The organism is Panacagrimonas perspica (assembly GCF_004364935.1).
GTDB lineage: Bacteria > Pseudomonadota > Gammaproteobacteria > Nevskiales > Nevskiaceae > Panacagrimonas > Panacagrimonas perspica.
This window is the reverse complement of sequence record NZ_SOBT01000008.1, coordinates 447,913-472,632: the sequence shown is the minus strand read 5'-3', so window position 1 is coordinate 472,632 and position 24,720 is coordinate 447,913. Positions and strand designations below refer to the sequence as shown.

Annotated in this window: 21 protein-coding genes; 9 read left to right on the top strand and 12 right to left on the bottom strand. The window is 67.5% G+C overall.

All coding sequences use genetic code 11. From position 1 onward, the window contains the following. Positions 1-38 precede the first annotated feature (38 nt). The 3 genes from DFR24_RS02125 to DFR24_RS02115 all read right to left on the bottom strand — a co-directional run bounded on the left by DFR24_RS02125 (position 39) and on the right by DFR24_RS02115 (position 5,298). Positions 39-1,952 carry a DEAD/DEAH box helicase gene (locus DFR24_RS02125; protein WP_133879698.1) on the bottom strand — a complete coding sequence of 638 codons (1,914 nt, stop codon included), beginning with the start codon at positions 1,950-1,952 and terminating at the stop codon, positions 39-41. A 192-nt stretch (positions 1,953-2,144) separates the two neighbouring features. After that, positions 2,145-3,071, bottom strand: a complete 927-nt coding sequence (locus DFR24_RS02120) for a SphA family protein (RefSeq protein ID WP_162850988.1) — start codon at positions 3,069-3,071, stop codon at positions 2,145-2,147. Positions 3,072-3,243: 172 nt separating this feature from the next. Beyond that, complete coding sequence (locus tag DFR24_RS02115; protein ID WP_246051484.1) at positions 3,244-5,298, bottom strand: ATP-binding cassette domain-containing protein; 2,055 nt, start codon at positions 5,296-5,298, stop codon at positions 3,244-3,246. 171 nt (positions 5,299-5,469) lie between these two features. On the opposite strand from DFR24_RS02115, the gene DFR24_RS02110 reads away from it, so the two are divergent. Next, the gene (locus DFR24_RS02110; protein WP_133879696.1) at positions 5,470-6,711 is read left to right on the top strand and encodes a hypothetical protein; all 1,242 of its coding nucleotides are present in this window, start codon (positions 5,470-5,472) and stop codon (positions 6,709-6,711) included. Between the two features lie 85 nt (positions 6,712-6,796). Further along, complete coding sequence (locus DFR24_RS02105) at positions 6,797-7,453, top strand: MBL fold metallo-hydrolase (RefSeq protein ID WP_133879695.1); 657 nt, start codon at positions 6,797-6,799, stop codon at positions 7,451-7,453. 48 nt (positions 7,454-7,501) lie between these two features. Here DFR24_RS02105 and DFR24_RS02100 read toward each other — a convergent pair whose 3' ends face one another. Both DFR24_RS02100 and DFR24_RS02095 read right to left on the bottom strand, forming a co-directional pair. Beyond that, positions 7,502-9,868, bottom strand: a complete 2,367-nt coding sequence (locus DFR24_RS02100) for a DEAD/DEAH box helicase (RefSeq protein ID WP_133879694.1) — start codon at positions 9,866-9,868, stop codon at positions 7,502-7,504. Positions 9,869-10,084: 216 nt separating this feature from the next. Continuing rightward, positions 10,085-11,440 carry a WS/DGAT/MGAT family O-acyltransferase gene (locus DFR24_RS02095; RefSeq protein ID WP_133879693.1) on the bottom strand — a complete coding sequence of 452 codons (1,356 nt, stop codon included), beginning with the start codon at positions 11,438-11,440 and terminating at the stop codon, positions 10,085-10,087. A 332-nt stretch (positions 11,441-11,772) separates the two neighbouring features. On the opposite strand from DFR24_RS02095, the gene DFR24_RS24645 reads away from it, so the two are divergent. Continuing rightward, complete coding sequence (locus tag DFR24_RS24645; RefSeq protein ID WP_210772564.1) at positions 11,773-13,467, top strand: collagen-like domain-containing protein; 1,695 nt, start codon at positions 11,773-11,775, stop codon at positions 13,465-13,467. A 58-nt stretch (positions 13,468-13,525) separates the two neighbouring features. Here DFR24_RS24645 and DFR24_RS24290 read toward each other — a convergent pair whose 3' ends face one another. Beyond that, positions 13,526-13,687: a hypothetical protein gene (locus tag DFR24_RS24290; protein ID WP_162850987.1), complete on the bottom strand. Its 162-nt coding sequence runs from the start codon at positions 13,685-13,687 to the stop codon at positions 13,526-13,528. Positions 13,688-13,703: 16 nt separating this feature from the next. Here DFR24_RS24290 and DFR24_RS02085 point away from each other — a divergent pair, with 16 nt between their 5' ends. Beyond that, on the top strand, positions 13,704-14,402 hold the full coding sequence (locus tag DFR24_RS02085) for a hypothetical protein (protein ID WP_133879692.1): 699 nt from the start codon (positions 13,704-13,706) through the stop codon (positions 14,400-14,402). A gap of 96 nt (positions 14,403-14,498) precedes the next feature. On the opposite strand, the gene DFR24_RS02080 is transcribed toward DFR24_RS02085, so the two are convergent. Together DFR24_RS02080 and DFR24_RS02075 are read right to left on the bottom strand one after the other, a co-directional pair. Beyond that, complete coding sequence (locus DFR24_RS02080) at positions 14,499-15,344, bottom strand: SDR family NAD(P)-dependent oxidoreductase (RefSeq protein ID WP_133879691.1); 846 nt, start codon at positions 15,342-15,344, stop codon at positions 14,499-14,501. Positions 15,345-15,398: 54 nt separating this feature from the next. After that, on the bottom strand, positions 15,399-16,916 hold the full coding sequence (locus DFR24_RS02075) for a flavin-containing monooxygenase (protein ID WP_133879690.1): 1,518 nt from the start codon (positions 16,914-16,916) through the stop codon (positions 15,399-15,401). 115 nt (positions 16,917-17,031) lie between these two features. Here DFR24_RS02075 and DFR24_RS02070 point away from each other — a divergent pair, with 115 nt between their 5' ends. The 4 genes from DFR24_RS02070 (at position 17,032) to DFR24_RS02055 (ending at position 19,999) form a co-directional block, all read left to right on the top strand. After that, positions 17,032-17,727 carry a TetR/AcrR family transcriptional regulator gene (locus DFR24_RS02070; protein ID WP_162850986.1) on the top strand — a complete coding sequence of 232 codons (696 nt, stop codon included), beginning with the start codon at positions 17,032-17,034 and terminating at the stop codon, positions 17,725-17,727. A 6-nt stretch (positions 17,728-17,733) separates the two neighbouring features. Beyond that, positions 17,734-18,714, top strand: coding sequence for an MBL fold metallo-hydrolase (locus tag DFR24_RS02065; RefSeq protein ID WP_133879688.1), 981 nt, complete (start codon positions 17,734-17,736; stop codon positions 18,712-18,714). 201 nt (positions 18,715-18,915) lie between these two features. Continuing rightward, entirely contained in the window at positions 18,916-19,542 is a 627-nt protein-coding gene (gene msrA, locus DFR24_RS02060) for a peptide-methionine (S)-S-oxide reductase MsrA (protein WP_133879687.1), read from the top strand. A 46-nt stretch (positions 19,543-19,588) separates the two neighbouring features. Continuing rightward, on the top strand, positions 19,589-19,999 hold the full coding sequence (locus DFR24_RS02055) for a GFA family protein (RefSeq protein WP_246051483.1): 411 nt from the start codon (positions 19,589-19,591) through the stop codon (positions 19,997-19,999). Positions 20,000-20,006: 7 nt separating this feature from the next. On the opposite strand, the gene DFR24_RS02050 is transcribed toward DFR24_RS02055, so the two are convergent. From DFR24_RS02050 to DFR24_RS02040, 3 genes are read right to left on the bottom strand one after another with little or no spacing between them, the layout of a single operon-like run. Next, positions 20,007-21,302 (bottom strand): c-type cytochrome, encoded by a 1,296-nt coding sequence (locus DFR24_RS02050; protein ID WP_133879686.1) that lies wholly within the window; start codon positions 21,300-21,302, stop codon positions 20,007-20,009. Then, positions 21,299-22,003, bottom strand: coding sequence for a c-type cytochrome (locus tag DFR24_RS02045; protein WP_133879685.1), 705 nt, complete (start codon positions 22,001-22,003; stop codon positions 21,299-21,301). Before DFR24_RS02045 ends, DFR24_RS02050 begins: the two co-directional genes overlap by 4 nt. Continuing rightward, positions 22,000-22,248 (bottom strand): DUF2970 domain-containing protein, encoded by a 249-nt coding sequence (locus DFR24_RS02040; RefSeq protein WP_133879684.1) that lies wholly within the window; start codon positions 22,246-22,248, stop codon positions 22,000-22,002. The genes DFR24_RS02045 and DFR24_RS02040 overlap by 4 nt, the downstream gene beginning before the upstream one ends. Before the next feature lie 89 nt (positions 22,249-22,337). On the opposite strand from DFR24_RS02040, the gene DFR24_RS02035 reads away from it, so the two are divergent. Next, on the top strand, positions 22,338-23,768 hold the full coding sequence (locus DFR24_RS02035) for an aminotransferase-like domain-containing protein (RefSeq protein ID WP_211346572.1): 1,431 nt from the start codon (positions 22,338-22,340) through the stop codon (positions 23,766-23,768). Here the strand turns inward: DFR24_RS02035 and DFR24_RS02030 are convergent. Next, on the bottom strand, positions 23,756-24,667 hold the full coding sequence (locus DFR24_RS02030; protein WP_133879682.1) for a sterol desaturase family protein: 912 nt from the start codon (positions 24,665-24,667) through the stop codon (positions 23,756-23,758). The genes DFR24_RS02035 and DFR24_RS02030 overlap by 13 nt on opposite strands. Positions 24,668-24,720: the final 53 nt, after the last annotated feature.

Here is a 24,720-nt window from a genome sequence, read left to right as displayed (position 1 = left end):
CCCGGAAGAAGCCCCGGCTCTCGCCGAGGCCTCATCCACTAGTCCCGGCGAGGACCCTTGTGCGGCGGCTTGCCGCCCGGTCTCGCGGGCCCGCCTTCGACGCGGGAAATCCTGAGCTGCTGCCCGGCGACCCAGACTTTCTGCAGGTCGCGGAAGATCTTCTTGGGCATGCCGACCGGCAGATCCACGAGGCTGTGATCGGCATTGATGACGATCTTGCCGATGTTGGCGCCGTCCAGGCCCGCCTCGTTGGCGATGGCGCCGACGAGGTTGCCCGGCTTGATGCCGTGCTGCTCGCCGACTTCGACGCGATAGGTCTCGGTCGCGGTGTCCTCGTCACCCGCTTCGCGCCGCTTGAGACGCTCGCGGATCGGATGCGGCGACGGGATCGGCGCGGGCTTCGGCACCTCGGTCGCGGCCGCAACAGGCGGCACGAAGAACTGCTTCGGCGGCGGCGCCTTGGGCACTTCCACCGCGTTGCGCTCGGCGTTGCGCTCACGCTGTTCGCGCTCGCGCCGCGCGGACGAGGCCGACGGCGGCAGCGTGCGGCTTTCGCGCGCCGCCTGCGCGGCCTCGAAACGTTCGGCCTTGGACGTCGTCGGCGGAACGAAACCCTTCACGGTGGCTTCCGGAATGACCAGCGATTTCTGGCCCGCGGCGAGCTTGGCCAGCGCCGCGGCGATGCGCGCCACCGGCACCGACTGTTCGCGCTCCATGTCTTCGATCAGCTGCTGCGCGCGCGCGAGTTCCGCGTTCGCCGTGTCGTCGCCGAGCACGTCGAGGATGCTCTGGCGGAAGCGCTCGACGCGCTTGCTCTGCACCGCCTGCTCGCTCGGCAGCTGCATCTGCGTGATGGTCTGGCGCGTGGCGCGCTCGATGGCACGCAGCAGGTGCTGCTCGCGCGGGGCGATGAACAGGATCGCCTCGCCGCTGCGGCCCGCACGGCCGGTGCGGCCGATGCGATGCACGTAGGACTCGGTGTCGGTCGGGATGTCGTAGTTGACGACGTGGCTGATGCGTTCCACGTCGAGCCCGCGCGCGGCCACGTCGGTGGCCACGATGATGTCGAGCGTGCCGTCCTTGAGACGCTGGATGGTGCGCTCGCGCTGCTTCTGGTCGAGGTCGCCGTTGAGCGCGGCGACGTTGAAGCCGCGGGCTTCGAGCTTGTCGGCGAGTTCGGTGGTGGCGATCTTCGTGCGCGTGAAGATCAGCATGCCGTCGAAGGTCTCGGCCTCGAGAATGCGCGTCAGGCCTTCGAGCTTGCCGGCGCCGGCGGCCATCCAGTAGCGCTGGCGGATGTTGGTCGCGGTGGTCGTCTTGGCCTTGACGTGGATCTCGGCCGGATTGCGCAGGTGCGTCTGCGCCACGCGCTTGATGACCGAGGGCATCGTGGCCGAGAACAGCGCGATCTGGCGCTCGGGCGGCATCTGCTCGAGCACCCACTCCACGTCCTCGATGAAGCCCATGCGCAGCATCTCGTCGGCTTCGTCGAGCACCAGCATCTTGATCTGGTCGAGCTTGAGCGTGCCCCGCTTGACGTGATCGACGACGCGGCCGGGCGTGCCGACGACGGCGTGGACACCCCGGCGCAGGCCCTTCAGCTGCGGCTCGTAACTCTGGCCGCCGTAGATCGGCAGCACGCGGAAGCCGGCCAGGTGGGTGGCGTACTTCTGGAATGCCTCGGCGACCTGGATCGCCAGCTCGCGCGTCGGCGCCAGCACCAGGGTCTGCGGTACCGCGTGGAACAGGTCGGTGCGTGCCAGTGCGGGCAGGGCGAAGGCCGCGGTCTTGCCGGTGCCGGTCTGGGCCTGGCCGAGGACGTCACGGCCCTGAAGCAACGGGGGAATGGTCTGCGCCTGGATGGGCGACGGGGTCTCGTAACCGACTTCCTCGAGCACGCGCAGCAGCGTCTCTGGCAGTTCGAGGTCACGGAACATGGGTCCAGCGGGCATTTCAGAAGCGGAAGACATCGTCAGCAGCGGGTCACGGGAAGCCGGGGCCGCGCATTTTGGACGCGTTTGCGTTCCGGCGTCGGATTGGGCGCCGGAAGGTGACGAGCCCGCGCCAACCGTAGCCCGCGTGCAACCCGGGATCTCCGTCCGTGGACGGGCGAAATCCCGGGTTGCACCCGGGCTACGCGGTCGTCACAAGGGGAACACGCACTCCAGCCAGAACAGGTCGCCCTGCGCCGCGTTCTCGGTCTCCATCTCGCGGTGGTACTGCGCCACGATGGCGGCCCCGGGGCTGAACAGATAGACGATCTTGGGGCCGATGCCGAACTTCTTCGTGCGACCGCCCCCCGGCACCTTCTCGCCGTCGATCTTGTCGTCGGCCAGGCCGTCGGTATAGAAGCCACTGATGCCGAGATCCCAGCTCAGGTTGCTGGCAAACGGCTTGTAGCCCGCTCCGAACGTCAGGCTGGCCTGCGGTCCAGACTGGTACTCGGTCTCCTCGTTGTCGTCCTTGAACTCGATCGCCGCGTTCAGCGAAACGTCGACGCGTGCGTTCGGATTCCAGCTCATCGAGCCCTGGTAGGCGAGGGACTTGTAGTTGAGGTTGCTGTTGGCAAGCTGATTCTTGTCCGCGCTGCCGATCGGCAGGTAGATCAGCGAGCCGTGAAAGAATGTGAACGCACCGAAGGTCTTGCTCAGATACAGGGGCTCGAAGCCAAGCAACGTCGGGCCGGTGTCCTTGTCCTCCAGGCCAGGCACCTCGACCTTCACGTACAGGCCCTCGATGACCGCGCCGCTGGTCATCTTCCAGCCGTGGAATGTCGAGTTCCAGGTGTGGACCAGGCGCGGCGCCAGCGCCACGGCCTCGATGCTGACACCCGGAATCTTGTCGCCGTCGTTGTCGCGGAGGCTCTTGCCGTCGATGTAGAGCGCGTAGCCGAAGAAAGAGGTGGTTCCGGGCGCCGGTACGAAAGCGGCATAGCTGGTCTGCGCGCCGTACGGGAAGTTGGACAGACCGCCTTCGGCCGCGTTCGCGGGCGAACCGGACAACGCAAGACCCAGCACGGTCGCGGCAAGCAGCAAGGTTCGCGACTGCAGTCGCTGAGTGAATGTGCGCATGCGTCTGTTCTCCCCGGGTCGGGTCTTATTGGAATGTGACCTGTGGCCGAGACTAGGAAACGCAGCCGTCATCTTGCATTGGGGAGAACCCTTGCCAGGGGCGCACACCCCACCCTCGCGGGTAACGGGCCGTCCCCGGATGAGGGCCGGCCGCCCCGCTTTTTTCCGCTCGTTAGGCGCCCTGCCCTTCGAGCTGGCCCGAGGCTTCGAGCCAGGTCTCCTCGACCTTGGCCAGTTCGTCGCGCAGCTCGGCCTGTTCCTTCATCAGCTTGGCGGCCTCCGCCGCGCCGCCGCTCTTCTCGTACAAGCCCGGATCGGCCAGCTTCTGCTCGAGCCGCTTGAGCAGGTCCTCGATGCGCGACTGGCGCGATTCGCTCTTGCGGACGATGTCGCGCAGCCGCTTGACCTCCTCGCGCGAGACCGCCGCCACCGGCTTGGCGACCTCGACCTTCTTCTCCGGCACGACCGGCTCCGGCTCGGGCATCGGCGTCGCCGCCGTCGCACGACCGCGGGCGCGCTCGCTGAGCCAGCGCGCGTAGTCCTCCAGATCGCCGTCGAACATCTGCACCGCGTGATCCGCCACACGCCACAGGCGGTCGCAGACGCTGGAGACGAGATGGCGATCGTGCGTGACCAGCACCACCGCGCCCTCGTAGTCGTTCAGCGCCATCTCGAGCGCCTGACGCATGTCCAGGTCGAGATGGTTCGTCGGTTCGTCGAGCAGCAGCAGGTTGGGCTTCGGGTACACCACCAGCGCCAGCGCCAGGCGCGCCTTTTCGCCGCCCGAGAACGGCTCGATGGCCTCGAACGCACGGTCGCCCTTGAAGTTGAAGCTGCCCAGGTAGTCGCGCAGCTCCTGGTCCTTGGCCTTCGGGTCCATGCGCCGCAGGTGCAGGATCGGCGAGGCCTTGGGATCGAGCTGTTCGAGCTGGTGCTGGTCGAAGTAGCCGACCACGAGATCCGGGTGCGCGACCATGTTGCCGGACAGCGCCTCGAGCTTGCCCGCGATGAGCTTCACGAACGTGGACTTGCCGGCGCCGTTGGGGCCGAGCAGGCCGATGCGCTCGCCGGGCTCGATGCCCAGGTTGATGTTCGTCAGCTGCGGCTTGCCGTTGTAACCCACGGCCACCTTGTTGAAGCGCACCAGCGGCGACGGCAGCTTGAGCGGCTTGCGGAATTCGAACGTGAACTCGTTATCGGCGATCACCGGCGCGACCAGCTGGATGCGCTCGATCATCTTCATGCGCGACTGCGCCTGGCGCGCCTTGGTGGCCTGCGCCTTGAAGCGGTCGACGAACTTCTGCAGGTGCGCGATCTCGCGTTCCTGCGAAGAGCGCAGCGACGCCTGCTGCGACAGGCGCTCAGCGCGAACGCGCTCGAAGGCCGAATAGTTGCCCGGGTACAGCGTGAGCTTCTCGCCGTGCAGGTGCAGCGTGTTCGTGCACACCGCGTCGAGGAACTCGCGGTCGTGCGAGATCAGCACCAGCGTGCCCTGGTACGAGGCCAGCCAGTCCTGCACCCACAGCACGGCGTCGAGGTCGAGATGGTTGGTCGGCTCGTCGAGCAGCATCAGGTCGGAGCGGCACATCAGCGCGCGCGCCAGGTTCAGGCGCATGCGCCAGCCGCCGGAGAACTCTGCGACGGTGCGCGACTGCATGTCCTGCGTGAAGCCCAGGCCCGCGAGCAGCGTCGCGGCGCGCGAGCGCGCCGTGTAGCCGTCGATCTGGTACAGGCGCTCGTGGAGATTGCCGATCTTGTCGCCGTCGTGCGCCTCCTCGGCCTTGACCAGCGCCGCTTCGAGCCTGCGCAGCTCGGTGTCACCGTCGAGCGCGAATTCGAGCGCCTGAACCGGCAACGCCGGCGTCTCCTGCGCGACCGTGGCGACCTCCCAGTTGCGCGGCCGCGTGAACTCGCCCTTGTCCGGCGCGAGCTGGTACTGCATCAGCGAAAAGAGGCTGGACTTGCCGGTGCCATTGCGACCAACCAGGCCGACGCGCTGGCCGGCGTGGATCTGCAAGGTGGCGTCCTGGATCAGCACGCGGGCGCCGCGGCGCAGGGTCAACTGGGTAAAGCTGAGCATGAAGCGAAGGACCGATTGGAGAAACGAATAAGGAAATGCGCGCAACGGGTGCAGCGGCTCGACGATGATCGTCTCCGGTCCGCCGATGAAATCCGCATGCAATCCGCGTGCGGCATCGTGGCCCGCAACACGTGACGGAACGCGCATCGAGCGGACCGCCAGCGCGAAACGAGCGCCACGGCGGTCGGGTCGGGCGGCGGACCGAGGCCCACTGCGGAACGACTTGTCGACGAGGCAGTCGAAAAACGAGTCGCATAGTTTGCCTGTGCATCTGGCGCGATGCTTGCGTCGCCGCTGCTCAAGGAGAATAAAAACCCGATGCTTCCCGAATCGATCAGGCTGGCGGCGAACGCATATCAGGCGGTTCGGTCGACCGGCCTGCAGCTCGGGCGCTCGATTTTCGGTGACCCGGAATCGCGTGCGCCGGGCACCTGCCCTCCCACCGAGTTCCAGCTCATCCAGCCCGACGCGCTGCTCAAGTCGACGCTGACCCTGGCCCACCTCGCAATTCCGGGCCTGCCGCGACGACTGCCGGCCTGGGCGCGCGTGCGCCCCCGCCTCAAGCCGGCGGTGCGCATGGTCTTCCGGCCGTCGAAGGTCTATCGCTACCGCCCCGCGCGCCCCTTTCCCGATCCGACGCCGGACCAGGCCTGGTTCTTCATCAACGGCATCTGCGCGGATCGCCAGGTGCTGATGCTCAATGCGTCCTACCTCACGGACCTGTTCGGCCGCCCGCTGACCTTGCTGCACGATTCGACCTGCAGCCTGTTGTCGGATCTCGCCGAGTGCGCGTTCGGCAAGGGCTCGGACGGCGTCTGCGAGGCCGCCCGCATGGCCTTTGCACCGATCTACGTCGCGCTCAAGCAGCCTGCGTGCAAACGCGTGGTGCTGCTTGCCCATTCACAGGGCAGCGCGGTCACCAGCGTGCTGCTGTGGCTGCTGCGCGGCCTGTACCCGCCGACCGCGGACGAATTGCTCGACGGCGAAGCGCGCTGCCCGGAGCAGCGCATCGCGCGCGCGCTGGCACAGCGCTGGGGATTCCCCTGCGCGCAGTCCGCGGCCGCACGCGCCAAGTCCGGCAGCTCGGTGAAGCCCGAGCTCACCCGCGAAGAACTGGCCAAGCTGGAGATCTACGCGTTCGGCAACTGCGCGAGCCTGATGGGGCCGATCGATCGCCGCGCCGGATTCCCCTACATCGAGAGCTACGGCAACGAGTTCGACGCCGTCGCGCGCCTCGGCGTGCTGGCGCCCGGACCGGGGCCTCGCGAAAAACGCATCGGTGGCGAACGCTTCATGCGACGCGGCGCCTGGGGTCATCTGCTCAACGCGCACTACCTGTGGCCGATGGAACAGGAATGGCGCGCAGCGCAGAACAGTCCGCTGAAGACCGGCCTGCGCCCCCTGCCCGGCAACAGCGCACGTCAGCCGCGGCTGTTCGGCTATTTCGGCGGCGCCACGCCGAAGCCGCTGTTCGAAACCCCCGTCGAGGCGCCGCGCAGCGACGAGCGGATCATTCCGATCCCGCCTGCCGCGCCGGGAGTGCACTCCGAGGCGGCCTGAACCGGCGCCGCCGGGTCGACGCGATCGCGGTCGATACAATCGCGCTCCGCTTCCTGACCTGCAGGCCGCCTCGCGGCCGGATCCCATGGCTTCCACGCTGCGCTGCGAAATCATCCCGGTGACCCCGTTCCAGCAGAACTGCTCGCTGGTGTGGGACACGCAGACGATGCGCGGCGCGCTGGTGGACGCGGGCGGCGAGATCGAGCGGCTGCTGGGACGCGTGAAGCATCACGGCATCACGCTGGAGAAACTGCTGGTGACGCACGGTCATCTCGATCACGCCAGCGCGGTGGCGGAACTGGCCGAGACGCTGAAGCTGCCGATCGAAGGCCCGCACGAGGACGACCAGTTCTGGATCGACCTGATTCCGGAGCAGGCCCGCCAGTTCGGCTTTCCGCCGGCCCGCCCCTTCACGCCGGACCGCTGGCTGCATCAGGGCGACGCGGTGGCGCTGGGTTCGCTGAGCTTCGACGTGATCCACTGCCCGGGGCACACGCCGGGCCACGTGGTGCTGCATCACGCGGACTCGCAGCTCGCCTTCGTCGGCGACGTGCTGTTCCAGGGCTCGATCGGCCGCACCGACTTTCCTCGCGGCAATCGCGCGGACCTCGTGCGCTCGATCCGCGAACGGCTGTTTCCGCTGGGCGACGACATCCAGTTCGTGCCGGGTCACGGGCCGATGAGCACGTTCGGCAAGGAGCGGCAGTTCAACCCGTACGTGTCGGACGACGCGGTTTCGTAGCCCGGGGCTCCCCTCGTCGACGGAACGCAACCCCGGGCTTCGCCCGGGCTACGAGGAGAGGGGCGCGAACAGCTCGTCGATTTCCGCCTCGTCGAAATGCAGGCTCGCCGTGGTGCCGCCTTCGAGCACCGCGTCCGCCAGCGCCGACTTGTGCGCCTGCAACGCGCGGATGCGTTCTTCGACTGTCCCCGAACAGATCAGCTTGTAGACGAACACCGGCTTGTCCTGCCCGATGCGGTAGGCACGGTCGGTGGCCTGGTCTTCCGCGGCCGGATTCCACCATGGGTCGTAGTGGATCACCGTGTCGGCGGCGGTCAGGTTCAGACCCACGCCACCGGCCTTGAGGCTGATCAGGAACACTGGCGCATCGCCTTCCTGGAACCGGGCGACGACCTCGGCGCGATCGCGCGTCTGGCCCGTCAGCAGCAGGTGGCCGATGCCGCGCTCGGTGAGCGCCTGCTGGATCAGATCCAGCATCGATGTGAACTGCGAGAACACCAGCACGCGACGCTTGGCCGCGACCAGGCCGTCGAGCATTTCCATCAGGCGCTCGAGCTTGGCCGAGTGGGCGGCCGCGATCTCCTTCTCCAGCCCTTCGAGCTTGAGCAGCCGCGGATCGCAGCAGACCTGGCGCAGGCGCAGCAACGCGTCGAGCACGACGATGCCGGACTGCCCGGCCCCCTGCATGGCCACCGCCTCGCGCACGCGCGCATGCTGGGCCAGGCGCAGGACCTCGTAGAGCTGCGCCTGTGCCGATTCGAGTTCCACCGAACGCAGGATCTCGGTCTTCGGCGGCAGATCCTTGAGCACGTCTTCCTTGCGCCGGCGCAGCATCAGCGGCGCCACACGCCGATTGAGCTTGCCCAGCACTTCGACGCTGCCCTCTTCCTCGATCGGCTCGCGCCAGAAGCGATCGAACACGCGTTCCTCGCCCAGCAGGCCCGGCTCGACGGCGTCGAACTGCGCCCACAGCTCGCCCAGATGGTTCTCCAGCGGCGTGCCGGTCATCGCGAGGCGGCGATCGGCCTTGAGCTCACGCACGACCTTGGCCGCCTGCGTGCGCGTGTTCTTGATGAACTGCGATTCGTCGAGCACCAGCAGATCGAAGCGGTGCTTCTTGAGCGCCACGCGATCGCGCGACAGCAACGGATACGTGGTGATGACGATGTGGTGGCTGTCGATGTGCTCGAAGCGCCGCTCGCGGTCGGGGCCATGCAGCACCAGCACGCTCAGTTCCGGGGCGAAGCGACGGGTCTCGTTGCGCCAGTTCGCCACCAGCGTCGTCGGCGCCACGATCAGCACCGGCCGCTTGAGCCGGCCCTCCACGCGCTCGGTCCAGATGTGCGCCAGGACCTGCACCGTCTTGCCCAGGCCCATGTCGTCAGCCAGCACGCCGCCGAGGCCGGCCTCGCCGAGAAACCCGAGCCAGGCCAGGCCTTCCTTCTGGTAGCCGCGCAACGTGGCCTGGAAGCCTTCGGCCGGCTCGCGCGAGCTGCGGGCGCGGCTGGCGATGCCCTGAAGGCGGTCACGCTCGGCGGCGATGCGCTCGCGCCCGTGCCAGTGCAGGTCGGGAATGGTTTCGAATTCGTCGAGCAGGTCGGCCTGCGAGCGCTTGAGACGCAGATGATCGCCGGTGGCCTGCGACGCGATCGTCGATTCCAGCACGCGCATCAGGCTGCGCAGGCGATCGAGCCGCAGCGGCAGATGACGGCGCTCGTCCAGCGGCGCCAGCCACACCGCATCGGGCGGCTCGTTGGGCGCGGGCACCCGTGGAAACGCCTTGTCGGCGAACAGCCGGCGCAGGATCGGCAACAGCTCGATGCGGTGGCCGTCCACGTCCAGCGACAAGCCCAGCTCGAACCACTTGCCATGGCCGCGGCTGGCCACGTCGACGCGCCACTGGTCCGGGCCCTTGAGCAGCTCGACCGGAAAGTCCGGCGAGAACTCCAGCCGGAAACCCGAGCCGGACAGCCGCGGCAGCAGGTGCAGCCAGTGATCGGGCGTGGCCAGCACGCCGCGGCCGCGTTCGAGGACGAAATCGCCGGAGCGCAACACCGGGTCGCGATCGAAATACACGCCCTCGACCTCGCCTGCATCCGTCATGTGCAGCTCGGCGAGGCGTTCCAGCGCGTCGAGTTCGGCCGCGCCGTTGCGGAACGGCTCCTCGGCAAGCACCGCGCCGCGCCGGGCCCGGGATGGCAAGGGGGCGTGACGGTGGCCGGCGTAGTCGAAGCTCAGCCGGGCCGCGCCGATCGGGCGGCGGTCGGGCCGTCCACGGAACCAGGTGTTGATGCGGTGCGTGAACAGCCGCAGGCAGGGCTGCGGCACGATGCGCTCGTGCGACAGCTCCAGCGCCGCCTGGGCAGGCAGCGGCGTTTCCTCGTCGATCGAATCGTAGGAACCGCTCGTGGGCATGGAACGCGGACGCAAAAAGCCAATTTAAGTTGACGAGTGTAGCCGCCCCGCGCGAGGACGGAAGCCCGCGGGCGGACCCCGGGTTGCGTCGGCGAAAATCAGGCGACGTACGCATCGGGCGATCTGCAAGGCGAAGCCCGTAGCCCGGACGAAGTCCGGGGGTCTCCTCGCCTACGGAGCGCAATCCCGGACTTCGTCCGGGCTATGAGGCGAGGCTTACAGCCGCTCCAGCTCGACCAGCCCCTGCTCGAGGTACTCGAGCATGCGCTGCACGTGGGGAACCGAGCGGCGACAGGCGATCAGGCCGAAGTTGAGCTGGTCGCCGTAGCTCACCAGCGTGATGTTCAGCGCCATGCCGTCCACCGGGATCGAGACCGGGTAGATGCCTTCGAGTCGCGCGCCGTTCCAGTACAGCGTCTGCTTTGGCCCGGGCACGTTCGAGATGACGACGTTGTAGAGCTGCTTCTTCGGCGCGATGCCGGTGGCCAGATTCAGCCCGGCCGGGCCCGAGATCAGCCCGGTGTAATTCATGATCTCGGCCGGCGACATCTTCGACAGACGCTCCTTGGACGCCGCGACGCTGCGCTTGATCAGGCTCATACGCTCCGACGGATCGGCGACATGCGTTCCGAGGTTGGCCAGCACCATGCCGACCTGGTTGCCGGAGTCGCTGTCGTCGCGACGCAGGCTCATCGGCATCATCGTGATCAGCGGCTGGTCGGGCAGCGCGTTCTGCTCGATCAGGTATCGACGCAGCGCCGAAGCGCACATCGCCAGCACCACGTCGTTGAGCGTGCCGCCCAGCTTCTTGCCCGCTGCCTTGACCCGCGACAGCGACCAGGACTGCGCGGCGAAGCGGCGCGCGTTGCCGATGCGCCGGTTGAAGATCGTCGTCGGTGCGCGAAACAGATCGCCGAACTCGCTGTCCTTGCGCGCCTGCTGGTAGGTGCTGACCAGGGCCTTGGTCACCGCCGGCCAGGACTTGGCCTGTGCCTTCAGGCCTCCCATCACCGCGCTCAGCGCAGAGGTCGGCCCCGCGACCAGTCCTTCCTTCTTGCGAGCGGGACGCTTGACCGCCCAGGGCGGCTCCATGTCGCGCGCGTCCGGATCCGTGGACAGAACGCGCTCGACCAGTCGGACGGCAGCGACGCCGTCGATCATCGCGTGGTGCATCTTGCTGTACATCGCGAAGCGGCCGTCGGACACGCCTTCGATGAACGTGGTCTCCCACAACGGGAATTCGCGGTCGAGCAGGCTCGAGTGCAGGTTCGACACCATCGCCAGCAGTTCGCGGATACGGCCGGGCTGCGGCAATGCGATGTGGCGGAAGTGATGCGACAGGTCGAAGTCGTCGTCCTTGGTCCAGAACGGCAGCGCCAGCTTGCGCGTCAGGCGCTGATCGAACGGCGGCTCGGCGTGATCGCCCTGCGCCATCTGGTCGACGAGTTCACGGATGTCCTCGGCACTCGCCCCGGGCGGCGGCTGGAACAGCATCAGACTTCCGACATGCATGGGTTGATTACGACGTTCCAGCATCAGGAACATCTGATCCAGCGGACTCAGTGCTTTCACGCCGTTCTCCCCCTCGTGGCCTGTGGCCATCTCGCGTTGCGCGAGCCTGCTCCGGCGTCCACGCAAATGCAAAGCCTTCCGCAACCCGACGTATTGCTTCCGATGCGTCACCGATGTCGCCGTGAACAACTCACTTTCTAACTTTTTCTTACACCACGGCCCGGGACGCTTCCTGGAGCGAGGATCGGTGCAGCGAGTCGGTAGGCTTGCGCCAGCGGCCCGGGACGCGCACACGCGCGCCGGATGCCGCAACAACGCGGTTGCCGCCGGGGAGTGATCGACTTAAAGGGCGGACGGCAGCGTGTTCATCTTGCTTCTTCCGGGAGACCTTCATGCGTTTCATCACGTCCGCAGCGCGTCCACTTTCGGCTGCCCTGATTCTGGCCAATTCCCTGCTACTCGCCGCCTGCGTCGACGACGGCGACTCCGGCTCGGACGGGGCCATGGGAGAACAGGGCGAGCCGGGTCCGCAGGGCGCCGAGGGCCCGCAAGGGCCGGTCGGACCCGCAGGAGCGCAGGGCGCTCAAGGGCCTCAAGGTGCTGCCGGACTGCCCGGACCCGTTGGCGCCGCCGGTGCTCAGGGCGCTCAAGGGCCGATCGGCCCGGCCGGTTCGAACGGATCGGACGGTTCCACGGGCGCCGCGGGTGCGCGCGGCCCGGCGGGTGAGCAGGGAGTAGCCGGCCCTACGGGTCCGCAGGGACCGACAGGGCCAGCCGGATCGCTAACGCTGCCGTTCACGGCCACGCAGTCTGCAGCGGCTGCGCTGTTCAGCCTGAGCAACACCGGGAGTGGCAACGCAATCGTCGGCATCGGCAATACCGGCTTCGGCGTGCAAGGAATCACTTCCCAGCAAAGCAGCGCCGGCGTGGTCGCCGACAACACCGGTGGCGGCGAGGCCATGGTCGGACGTACGACGTCCGACATCGCAGGCGCCGTGGTGGGTCGTAACGACGGCGGCGGCTCCGGCGTTCGCGGGTTCATTGCAAGCGATACGAGTGGCACCGGCGTCGGCGTCCTCGGGCAGGTCGGGTCAGGCAACAGCACCGGCCGGGCGGGACGATTCGAAAACAACAACGCTGCAAACGAATCCAACGCGTTCGAGGTGGTGAGCAAGGGCCTCGGCAACATTCCTGACAACACGCAGGGCAACGCAGGGTCGTTTGTCGTCGACAACACGCAGAGCGTGGGTGCGGCCGTGCGTGGCGAAGTCAACACGATTTTTGGAAATTTGGGGGCAGCCGGCATCTTCGGCGTGTCCTCGGGGACCGGTGGTTTCGCAGGACTCTTTCATGCGGGCAACCCGAATGGGAACGGCGCTGCTCTGGTCGCGATCGCCGATGGCAATGGCAATGGCATCACGACCAACGCCGGAAAAGACGGCGATGGGATCGAGGCCACTGTCGACGGAACGGGCACGGCGGTTTACGGCTGGGTGCCGAACTTCGGCATCGGGCAGGCCGGGCGTTTTCAAAATTACAATCCCGCCAACACCACGCCCGTTATACGGGTAGAGACCGTCGGGACCAATAACCTCGCCGTATTTCGCGCCGGGGCAGCGAACGTCGCGCGCATCGACGCGGCGGGCAAGGGTTTCTTCAACGGAGGCGTGCAAGCAAACGGCGCTGACATCGCCGAACTCATCCCCACCGTCGGCGAGGAGCCTCAGATCGGTGACGTGGTCGAGATCGATCCGATGCACGAGGATCGTTTCCGACTGTCCTCCAGCGCGAACACCACGCGCGTCGCGGGGGTGATTTCGACCCAGCCCGGTGTGACGCTCAACGCGCGAAATGGCGCGCACGAGGACGCGGTCGGACCCGCGCTCGCGCTCGTCGGCCGAGTACCGGTGAAGGTGACCGGCGAGAACGGCCCCATCCGCATTGGTGATCTGCTCGTGGCCTCGTCGAAGGCAGGCCACGCGATGCGCGCACCGGAACATCCGGCTCCGGGCACCGTGATCGGCAAGGCACTCAAGCGATTCGACGAGCGTACCGGCCAGGTCGAAATGCTGGTGATGCTGCGCTGATCTCTACGACCGCGTCCGTCATCGGCAGACAGGCCGAGGCGGACGCGGACGCGGGACGTCAGTGCCGGTCGCGAACGACCCGTCGCAGCGTCCACGCCCCGACCAGGGCCAGCAGCGCACCGAGGATCAGCAGCCAATTGGCGATGCCGCCCTTCGCCGGGTCCATCGACGAGACGATCGCGGCGCCTTCGCTATCGGATTCGAGCGAAGCAGATCCCACCGCGTGACCGAAGGGATTGACGCGTTCGCTCGACGCAACGACCGCGGGCTCCGTCGTCCGAGCATTGCGATCGCTTGTACTGGAACGCGACGAAGCCATTGCGTCGCCATCCAGCGCGGAAACGCTGCCCGTCGCTGAAACCGGTGCCGCCGCGGATGAAGCGGTCTGGTGTGAACTCTCGTCCGTGATGGCGCGCGAGCCGGATCCAGTCGACGAACCGGAACCCGATCGCGCATTTACTGAAGCATTCGACGCCACTCCCGAGGAATCGCCGCGCTGCTCGGGCGTGGGTGACGGGCTGGACGCCGACTCGTCAGGCCGGGATTTCGGCGGCTGCGGGCAAGCACCGCGAGCCTCGAACACCTGCCCGTCGGCTCCCATGCAATGGAGGACTCCGGGGGCCGCGACCGCCTCGCCAGGAGAGACCGTGGGCGCTGCGCCAGGACAAGGCTGGGACTGCTCGACCGTCCCGCCGCTTCCGTCCTGGCAGAGCCAGCGAGCAGGCGCCGCCGCCGACGTTGCGACAGCGGGCTGCTTCGACAGATTCGGACAGGGCGTGGACCGCTGCACCGCCTGCCCGTTCTCATCCATGCACAGCCAGCGCGGCGTCTCGGCCGCTGTGCATTGCGCGAAGCCCATCGCCAGAACCAGCAACCGGATGCGGGGACTGATCGCGTTCCGGAACACGGCTGATTCCATGCTGCTCGCGCGGTGACTGGCACCGTGCCCTCACGTTCTTCGAAGCGCGGATCTTAACGAAGCGCTGCAACTGCGACGCACGCCTAAGCGTCGTTGCGCCTCGGCAGCCTCTTCAGCCCTTGCGCTGCTGACGCTTGGCCAGCCCGCCCAGGATCGCCTGGTACGCACTCGGCAGCAGGCGCTGCATCGCATCGATGGCGTACGCATCCGAACCGATCAGCACGCGTCGCGCGTTCTTCTCGACACCCTTCAGGATGGTGTGCGCCGCCTGCTCCGGTGTCGTGCGGAACAGCTTCTCGAAATTCTTCTTGCTCTTTTCCTGGCTCTGGCCGGTGATCGCCTCGGTGCTCTTGTCGAAGCGCGCCGCGTTGGCGATGTTGGTCTTGATGCCACCGGGATGAACGCTGGTGGCGCTGATCCGCGCGCCCTCGATGTCCAGCTCCTGGCGCAGCGCCTCGGTGAAGCCGCGCACCGCGAATTTGGTGGCGTTGTAGGTACCCTGCGTCGGCACGCCGATGATGCCGAACACGCTGGAGATGTTGATCACGTGACCGTCACCCGAAGCGCGCAGGTGCGGCAGGAAGGCCTTCGTGCCGTGCACGACGCCCCAGAAGTTGATGCCCATGATCCACTCGAAATCCTCGTAGGACGCCGCCTCGATCGTCGAGCCGTGCGCCACGCCGGCGTTGTTGAAGATCAGGTTCACGCTGCCATGGTCGGCCACGACCTTGTCGGCCCAGGCGTGCACGTCCTGGCGATTGGCCACATCCAGCTTCTGCGAGGTGATCGTCACGCGCCCCGCTTCCTGCGCGAGTCTCACCGTTTCGGCGAGGCCTTCGAGGTTCACGTCGCTGACCGCGAGATTGCAGCCGCGTCCCGCCAGATCGATCGCGAGCGCGCGGCCGATGCCGGATCCCGCACCGGTGATGGCGGCGACCTTGTCCTTGAAGTTCTTCATCTGGGCTCCCTGTGTGTTGCTTGTTTTGAATGAGGACGACGAGGCGCGAACGCCTCAGGCGGCGCCGTGGACTTTCACCGGCTCGCTGACGTAGCGCTCGATGTCGAATCGGCGCGTCTGGCGGCGGAACTGCCACGTGGCCCCAGGCCACAGCGTGACATTGCGACCGTTGCGATCCAGGTACCAGCTCTGGCAGCCGCCGGTGTTCCAGACCGCCTTGCCGATGCGCGACTGCAGGCGATCGTTGTACTCACGCAGCGCTTCGGGCCTGACTTCGACGGTTGCGACCGAGCGCTGACGCATCGTCTTGAGCGCATCGCTGATGTAGCCCACCTGCGATTCGATCATGAAGACCATCGAACTGTGGCCCAGGCCGGTGTTCGGTCCGACGATGAAGAACAGATTCGGGAAGCCGGCCACCGACGTGCCCTTGTAGGCCTCGGCGCCGTTCTTCCAGGCATCGAGGATGTCGATGCCGTTGCGGCCGAAGAACACGCCGCGCGGCACCGGGTCCGCCGTCTGGAAGCCGGTGCCCCAGATGATCACGTCGACTTCACGCTCGGTGCCGTCGTCGGCCACCACGCTGTTCGCGCGGATCTCGCGCACACCGTCGGCGATGACCTCGACGTTCGCCTGCGTCAGCGCCGGGTAGTAATCGTCCGAGATCAGGATGCGCTTGCAGCCGATCGTGTAGTCGGGCGTGAGCTTGGCGCGCAACACTGGGTCCTTCACCTGGCGCTTGATGTGCGAGCGGGCCACCACCTCGAACAGCTTCATCAGCCGCGGATCGACGGTGAAGCCGAGGATGCGCGACTCGAGCATCCAGTAGATGCCCTTTCGATACAGGTTCTGCAGCAGCGGGAAGCGCTTGAACAGCCGACGCTCGATGGCCGAGATCGCGCGATCCGGCTTGGGCACGATCCACGGCGGCGTGCGCTGGTAGAGGTCCACGCGGCCGGCGAGCTTCTGGATCTGCGGAACGAACTGGATCGCCGAGGCGCCGGTGCCGATCACGGCGACGCGCTTGCCGCTGAGGTCCACGTCGTGGCGCCACTGCGCGGAATGGAACTGCGCGCCCTTGAACTTCGACTTGCCCTTCAGATCCGGGATCACCGGATTCGACAGGCCACCCATGCCGGAGATCAGCACGCGGCCGGTGAACGTGCGGCCGTCGCGCGTCGAGACGCTCCACTTCTGCAACTCGTCGTTCCAGCGCGCGGACGTCACGTCGGCACCGAAGCGAAGGTGCGGAGCCAGCCCGTGCTTCTCGGAGCAGGCACGCAGGTAGGCCCAGATCTCGCCCTGCTTGGCGAACATGCGCGACCAGTCCGGGTTCTGCTCGAACGAAAACGAATAGAGGTGCGACTGCACGTCGCAGGCGCAGCCGGGATAGTTGTTGTCGCGCCAGGTGCCGCCGACGTCGGCGGCCCGCTCGAGGATCACGAAGTCGTCCTGCCCTTCTTCCTTGAGCTTGATCGCCATGCCCAGCCCGGCGAAGCCGGTGCCGACGATGAGGGTGTGGAAGTCCGTACCCGACGCTCCGCCCGACCGCTCCGCGAAATCGAATGCCATCCGGTGTTGCTCCTCGTGTTGGCGCGAGATGCGCCTGGAACCGACGCTGCAGATCAGAAGTGACATGCAGCGTTGTCACTTTATTTCTGACAATGCATCGTGTCAATATGCCGCCGTGAGCACGCGACCTGTCCGGCCGGCCAAGCGATCCGAGAAAGCAGCGCCCAAGGCGCGCCGGTATCGGGGCGTCGATGTGGGCGAGCGCGTTCTCGAACGCCGCCGTCAGTTCATCGCCGCCGGCCTCGAATGTTTCGGCACGCGCGGCTATCACGCGGTCACGGTGCGCGAGCTCTGCACCGAGGCGCAGCTCACCGAGCGCTACTTCTACGAGTCCTTCGCGGACCGCGAAGCGCTGTTCGCCGCGGTCTATGAAGACCTGGTCGAGCAACTGCGCAAGGACTTCACGACCGCGGTGCTGCCCAAGGCACCGTCACTCGACGAGATGGCGCGCGCGGGACTTGGCGCGTTCTTCAAGGGCCTGCAGAAGGATCCGCGCTTCGGCCGGATCATCATGGTCGAGGTGCTCACGGTCAGCATCGAGATGGAGCAGCGCGCGATGCGCGCGACGTTCGCGTTCGCCGACCTGATCAAGCAGATGGCGCTGGCGACGCTACCGCCGGGGCAGCGGCAGAAAGACGCGCCGGACATGGACCTGGTCGCCACCGGTCTGATCGGATCCTGCGTGCACATCGCCATGCGATGGATCGCGGACGGCTATCATCAGCCCGCAAGAACCGTGATCGATACTGCCATGATGTTTTTTGCGGCAACCACCCGGTATCTCGGTGCCAAGGCACCGACCTCGAACTGATCGTCGATGCGTTCCTTCGCGCGGATCCTGCTCGTCTTCGCCCTCGCCGCGTCGGTGCTGCTCGTCGCCGCCTGGTACGAGCGTCCCGGCCTGCGCGAGTACCACGATCACCTGTTCCCGCAGCAGCAGCCGGCACATCCGCTGGCCGTGCGCGCCACCTGGCTCGGCGTCACCGCCCTGCTGCTCACCGATGGCCGGCACTCGGTGATGATCGACCCGTTCTTCACGCGACCTCCCGGCCTGCTGTCGATGGTGCTCGACCGGCAGATCGCACCGGACGAAGCCCTGATCCAGCAGTGGCTGACCAAGCTCGGCGTCACGCGGCTCGATGCCGTGCTGGTCTCGCACTCGCACTTCGACCACGCGATGGACGCCGGCGTCGTGGCGCGCCTGACGGGCGCCCAGCTCGTCGGCTCTCCGAGCACGCTCAACATCGGGCGTGGCGCCGGACTGACCGAGGAGCGCCTGATCAAGGCAGATCCGGCGACGCCGATGAAATTCGGCGATTTCGACGTGAGCTTCATCGAGAGCGCGCACGCCGGAAAGACCGGCGGCAAGCCGACCGGCGAGATCGCCGGGCCGCTGAGCCCGCCGGCGCACTACCTGGACTACAAGCTCGGCGGCACCTACTCGATCCTGATCGCGCACCCGCAGGGCAGCCTGCTCCATCACGGCAGCGCCGGATTCATTCCGGGCGCGCTCGACGGGCATCACGCGGACGTCGTGTTCCTGGGCGTGGCGCTGATCGACGAGATCGAACCCTATCTGCGCGAAACCGTGGACGCGGTGGGTGCAACGCGCGTGATCCCCACGCACTGGGACGACTTCACGACGCCGCTCGACAGTCCTCTGGTCCCGATCCCGTTCGCGGTGCATCTCGACGATTTCTTCGACGACATGCGCCGGCTGCGGCCCTCGCTGCAGGTCCAGACGATGCTGCCGGATCGCACGGTGACGCTGTTCCCGTCCAAGTCACGGGGCGACTGAGGTTCGTAGCCCGGGCGCAGCCCGGGATTCCCCTCGTTGCGAGGAACCGCCCCAAGGGTCACGGACTACGACGCAGGGGAGCACCGCGTCCGCCGTTTCGGTCGAATCGTCCCGCAGCGCTCTTGAACTCCGGCTTCGCGGCAGAATCGAGTCCGGAAAGGTCACGCCGGTGACCGCCCTTCCCTCCAATGGAGAACGATCATGGCCCTCGAATGCGATCTGCCCGCTGCCTCGCGCAGCGCGCCTCACCACAAGTTTCCGGATCCGCCGGAAGATCTGCCCACCACGGGTGGTCCGCAGAGCATCGTGCTCGCCGGCGGCTGCTTCTGGTGCGTCGAAGCGGTGTACCGCCAGCTCGATGGCGTTCTCGATGTCACCTCCGGCTACGCGGGCGACCAGGAATCCACCGCCAACTACGAGGCGGTCTGCTCGGGTCGCACCCGGCACGCCGAAGTCATCAAGATCGACTACGACCCGGCGCGGATCAGCCTGGGCCGCCTGCTGAAGGTCTACTTCAGTGCCGCGCACGATCCCACGCAGGTCGATCGCCAGGGCAATGACCACGGGCGGCAGTACCGTTCGGCGATCTTCTACGCCGACGAGGACCAGAAGCGCGTCGCCGAGTCCTATATCCATGCGCTCGACGCGGCGAAGGTGTTCCAGAAGCCGATCGCGACGACGCTCGAACCGCTGGAAACGTTCTTCCGCGCCGAGGCCTATCACCAGGACTACGCCGCGCGGAATCCCTACCAGCCATACATCGCGGGCGTGTCGATGCCCAAGGTCGAGAAGACGCGGCAGTACTTTCCGGATCAGCTGAAGTCATGAGCGGACGGGAAGACATCCGCTTCTTCCCGACGCCCAGGACAAGGTCGTGACCCTGCATCGCGGCAGCTGCCTCTGCGCAACCGTGCGCTTCGAGATCTCCGGGCCGCTGCCGGCGATCCAGATCTGCCACTGCGGACAGTGCCGCAAGGCGCAGGGCAGCGCGTTCGCCGCGGTGCTGCCGGTGCGAACGGACGCGCTGCGGTTCGAATCCGGACGCGACCTCATCCGCGAGTACGAATCCTCACCCGGCAAGCTGCGCGCGTTCTGCACGCACTGCGGATCGCCGATCTACAGCCGGCGTCCCGACACGCCGGACACGATGCGCATCCGCGCCGGCCTCGTCGACGCACCGGTCGAGGCGCGACCGGCGGGCCACTTCCACACCGCGTCGAAAGCGGACTGGTTCGAAATCACCGACGCGCTGCCGCAGGTCGCCGGCGGCAGGGTCGAGCGCTGAACCCGACTCACCATAGCGGCCCGGTGCGCTGCCGCTGCACCTCGTAATCGGCGACCGGCGCCGCCTGGTTGCCCCAGGACGTGCGCAAGTAGCTGAGGATGTCCGCGATCTCGCCGTTGCTGAGTTGCGCGTAATACGGCGGCATGCCGAACGGCTGCGGATTGCCGGTGGTGCCCGGCGCATAACCGCCGTAGAGAATCGTGCGGATCGGATTCACCGACGACGACATCGTCAGCGCGCGGTTGCCCGCCAGTGCCGGCGCCGACGGCGCATGGCCCTCGCCCTGCTCGCCATGGCAGTCGGCGCAATGCTTGGCGTAACCGCTGGCGCCTCGCTCCAGGCTGGCCAGGCGCTCACGCTCCGACGGCAGGCGCAGGGCACGCGGCGACGACACTTCGCGATCCGGCATGCCTCGCAGGTAGCTGGCCATGGCGCGCACGTCTTCCTCGTCCAGGTGTTGCAGGCTGTCGTGGACGACCTCGGCCATCGGCCCCATCGCGGAGGCCTTCGCCGATACACCGTCGTGCAGCAACGCGACGATCTCGTCCTCGCTCCAGTGCGACACGCCGGCTTCGGCACTCGACTCGAGTGTCGGCGCATACCAGCTCAGCACCACGCCACCCGCCGGGTTGTCGCGCGACACCGTCGCACCCAGCGCATTGCGCGCCTCGTGACAGGCACCGCAGTGGCCCAACCCCTGCACGAAGTAGGCGCCACGATTCCAGCGCGCATCCTGCGTCGCATCGGCTTCGAACACGCCCGGCCGGAAGAACAGCGCGCGCCACGCGACCAGCAGCCAGCGCTGGTCGTACGGGAAGTTGAGTTCGTGCGGACGGTTCGCCAGCGCGACCGGCGCCAGGCTGCGCAGGTAGGCCAGGATGGCGTCGGAATCCGCGCGGTCCAGCTTCGTGTAGTGCGTGTACGGAAATGACGGATACAGCGGCGCGCCGTCGGGCCGCTTGCCCTCGTGCAGCGCGCGCCAGAAATCGTCGTCGGTCCAGCGGCCGATGCCGGTGTCGCCGTCAGGCGTGATGTTGGGGGCATGGAACGTGCCGAACGGCGTCGGGATGGCCCGGCCTCCTGCGTACGCCGCTCCGCCGCGCGCCGTGTGGCAGCCACGGCAATTCGCGGCAGTCGCCAGATAGGCGCCCCGCTCGATCGTGTCCTGCCGATCGGCAGCCACACGCGGAACCTCGATCCCGGGCGGCGTCGAATCGCCACGCAGTCCCAGCCACCCGACGCTCGCCACGACGGCGACCAGGACGAGCACCAGCCCGAGCACCCAGCGCAGCGCGCGGCTCATGACCGTGGCTCCAGGCTGCCGCAACGCGTCGGCGGATCCAGCAGGGGCTCGTGACGCGGTGACGAAGGAACAGGAACCGGCTGCGCTGCCAGCCAGGCCGCGACGGCTTCGACGTCGGCCGGCTGCAGGTCCCGTGCGATCTCGGCCATGCAGTCGGGCGCGCGTCCCTTGCGGGAATGTTCTCTCCAGGACCCGATCTGCGCGACCAGGTAGTCGTGCGGCAGGCCGAGCAGCCCGGGCACGGCGGGTTCGATACCGGTCAGGCGCTCGCCGTGGCAGGCGCTGCAGGCCGGGATCTTGCGCGTCGCGTCGCCCTGCCGGACCAGCTTCTCGCCGAGCGCCAGGATCGCCGGCTCGCGCGAGACGCTCACCGGCGCCGGATACGGCAGCTCGATCGCGGCGAAGTGCTGGGCCATCTGCAACAGGTAGGTCTCGCTCTGGCGATCGAGCAGATAACTCATCTCGGCGTGTTGCCGGCGGCCATCGCGAAAATTCAGCAATTGCTCGAACAGATAGCCGGCCGGCTTGCCGGCGATGCGCGGAAAGAACCCGTCCGGCGTGGCGCGGCCCTGTTCGCCGTGGCAGGCGACGCAAGGACGCATGCGCTGCGCAAAGCTGTCGCGGTCGTCGGCGGCGACGGTGAAGGCCGCCGCCAGCGCCGACACCGCGACGCAGAACTGCCTGAAGCGCTTCGCGTTCATCCCGCGCCTGCCACTCGGCCGACGACGATCCGGGCCACCGTGATCAGCGTGAGCGCAAACCCCGCCGTCAGGGCCACCGCGACCGCGAAGAACAGCACCGGCGAGCCGCGCGAGAAGTCGCGTTCGCGTGCTTTCGAGCTCTGCACGCCACCGAAAGCCGACAGGACGCTGGCGATCGTCGCGATGATGCCGACGCGCTCTTCGGGCTGCGGGCGCTGCGGGGATGCGGGCGTGAGGGTCTGCATGGCTCGACTCCGGTGGTTCGATACGGGAATTTTAGGTCTGGGCCGCCCGACCCCGTAGACACAGATGGCTCAAAATCGGGGCGTAGCAGTTGGCCGCCCCCACCCGCCTTGCCATGAGCCTGTACGAACAACTCGCCGAGGACATCCAGCAGATGATCGCCGCGGGGACGCTCCCGCCCGGCAGTCGCCTGCCCTCGGTACGCACGCTGCGCAGCCGGCGAGCGGTCAGCCAAGCCACCGTGCTGCAATCCTACGCGCTGCTGGAGGCACGCGGGCTGATCGAGAGCCGGCCGCGCTCGGGCTATTTCGTCGCGTCCGGCCCGCCGGCGCCCTCGGTCGCGGCGCGGCCGACCGACCCGCTGGCGGTGCCCGTCGACGTGTCGGACCTGGTGTTCCACATCCTCGGGGCGACGCGCGAACGCCGCCTGCTGCCCTTCGGTTCGGCCTTCCCGAGCCCGCTGCTGTTTCCGCTCGATGCGCTCGCCGCCTCGCTGTCGCGCAGCACGCGTGGCCTGGATCCGTGGACGACGGTCACCGATCTGCCGCCCGGGAGCCTGGCCTTGCGCAACGAGATCGCGCGCCGTTACCTGGCATCGGGGGTCGAGGTGGGCGCCGACGGCATCCTGGTCACCAACGGCGCCATGGAAGCGCTGAACCTGTGCCTGCAGGCGGTGACGAAGCCGGGCGACGTCGTGGCCATCGAATCGCCAGCTTTCTACGGCGCGCTGCAGGCCATCGAGCGGCTCGGGCTGCGTGCTGCCGAGGTGCGCACCGATCCGATCGACGGCATCGATCTGGAATCGCTGCGCGAAGTGCTCGATGCGCAGCCCGTCGCCGCGTGCTGGTTCATGAGCAGCTTCCAGAATCCGCTCGGTGCCACGGTTCCCGACACGCGGCGGCCGCAGATCGTGCGCCTGCTGGCGGAACGCGGCATTCCGCTGATCGAGGACGACGTCTATGGCGAGCTGTACTACGGCGCGCGTGCACCGCGACCTTACAAGTGCTTCGATCGGGACGGCCTGGTCCTGCACTGCGGCGGGTTCGCGAAATGCCTGGCGCCGGGCTGGCGCATCGGCTGGGTCGCGGGCGGACGCCATGCGCCGCGGCTGGAGCGCCTCAAGACGATGAGCAGCCTGGCCACGAACATCCCGGCGCAGGAAGGCTTGGCGGATTACTTCGGGCGCGGCGGCTATGAAACCCATCTGCGGCGCCTGCGACGCCGGCTCGCCTCGCAACAGGAAGAGATGCTGGCCGCCATCACGAGGCATTTCCCCGACGGCACGCGCGCGACGCGCGCGCAAGGTGGCTACTTCACCTGGGTGGAACTGCCGGAGCGCGTCGACGCGCTCGAATTGCATCGCCTGGCCTCAGCCGAAGGCATCGGCCTGTCGCCGGGTCCGATGTTCTCGGCGCGCCGCGCCTACCGCAACTGCGTGCGCCTCAATCACGGGCATCCCTGGGACGCCACGCTGCGTGCCGGCATCGCGCGCCTGGGCGCACTCGCCGCTCAGCTCGCCTGATTCCTGGCGGCGACGGCCTGCGGATGATCGTCGGGCCAGCGCGGGCCCTCGGGTGACCATTCCGGCGGACCTAAGATCCAGCCGAGCTTGTTGCGCAGGCCCTTGGCGTTCCAGGCCTGGCGAACGATGAACGCCAGCTCGTGGAAGATCACGGTGCCGATCCGGAACGTCTTGATGTCGTGCACCAGGCCGTAGCGCACCGGCACGTCCTTGCGCTCGGGCTGGAAGGTGCCGAACAGCTTGTCCCAGATGATCAGGATGCCGGCGTAATTGCGGTCGAGGTAGATGCCGTTGCTGCCGTGGTGAACGCGGTGGTGCGAGGGCGTGTTGAACACCTTCTCGAACACGCCCAGATTCCCAACCGTCTCGGTGTGGATCCAGAACTGGTACAGCAGGTTGAGCCCGAACTGCACGGCGATGGCCGCCGGATGGAAGCCGATCCAGGCCAGCGGCAGCCAGTAGACGAACAGGAACGCCGGCCCCAGCGTGGACTGTCGCAAGGCCGTGCTCAGGTTGTAGTGCTCGCTCGAATGGTGATTGACGTGCTCGCTCCACAACAGGCGCACGCGATGGGCGAAGCGGTGATACCAGTAGTACGTGAAATCGTCGGCGAAGAAGAGCAGCACCCAGGTCCACCAGACCAGCGGTGACAGGGTGAAAACGCGGTGTTCGTAGACCCATGCGAACAGCGGCACCGTGTAGAGCGCGCAGCCGATCATCACCACCAGCTTGAGGGCACCCATCGATACGCTGGTGGCGCTGTCGCGCCATTCGTAACCCTTGGCCGCCGTCGTCCGGCCGCGTCCGTGCAGCGCCCACAACTCCAGTGCCATCAGCACCAGGAAGTACGGGATGCCGAGGACCAGCAGGTAACGGGACAGCCACTCCAGGTTTTCCATGCGGACATTGTGGCTGCCGATGGCCGGCCGGAGAATCGTCCGAACGGGTAAAA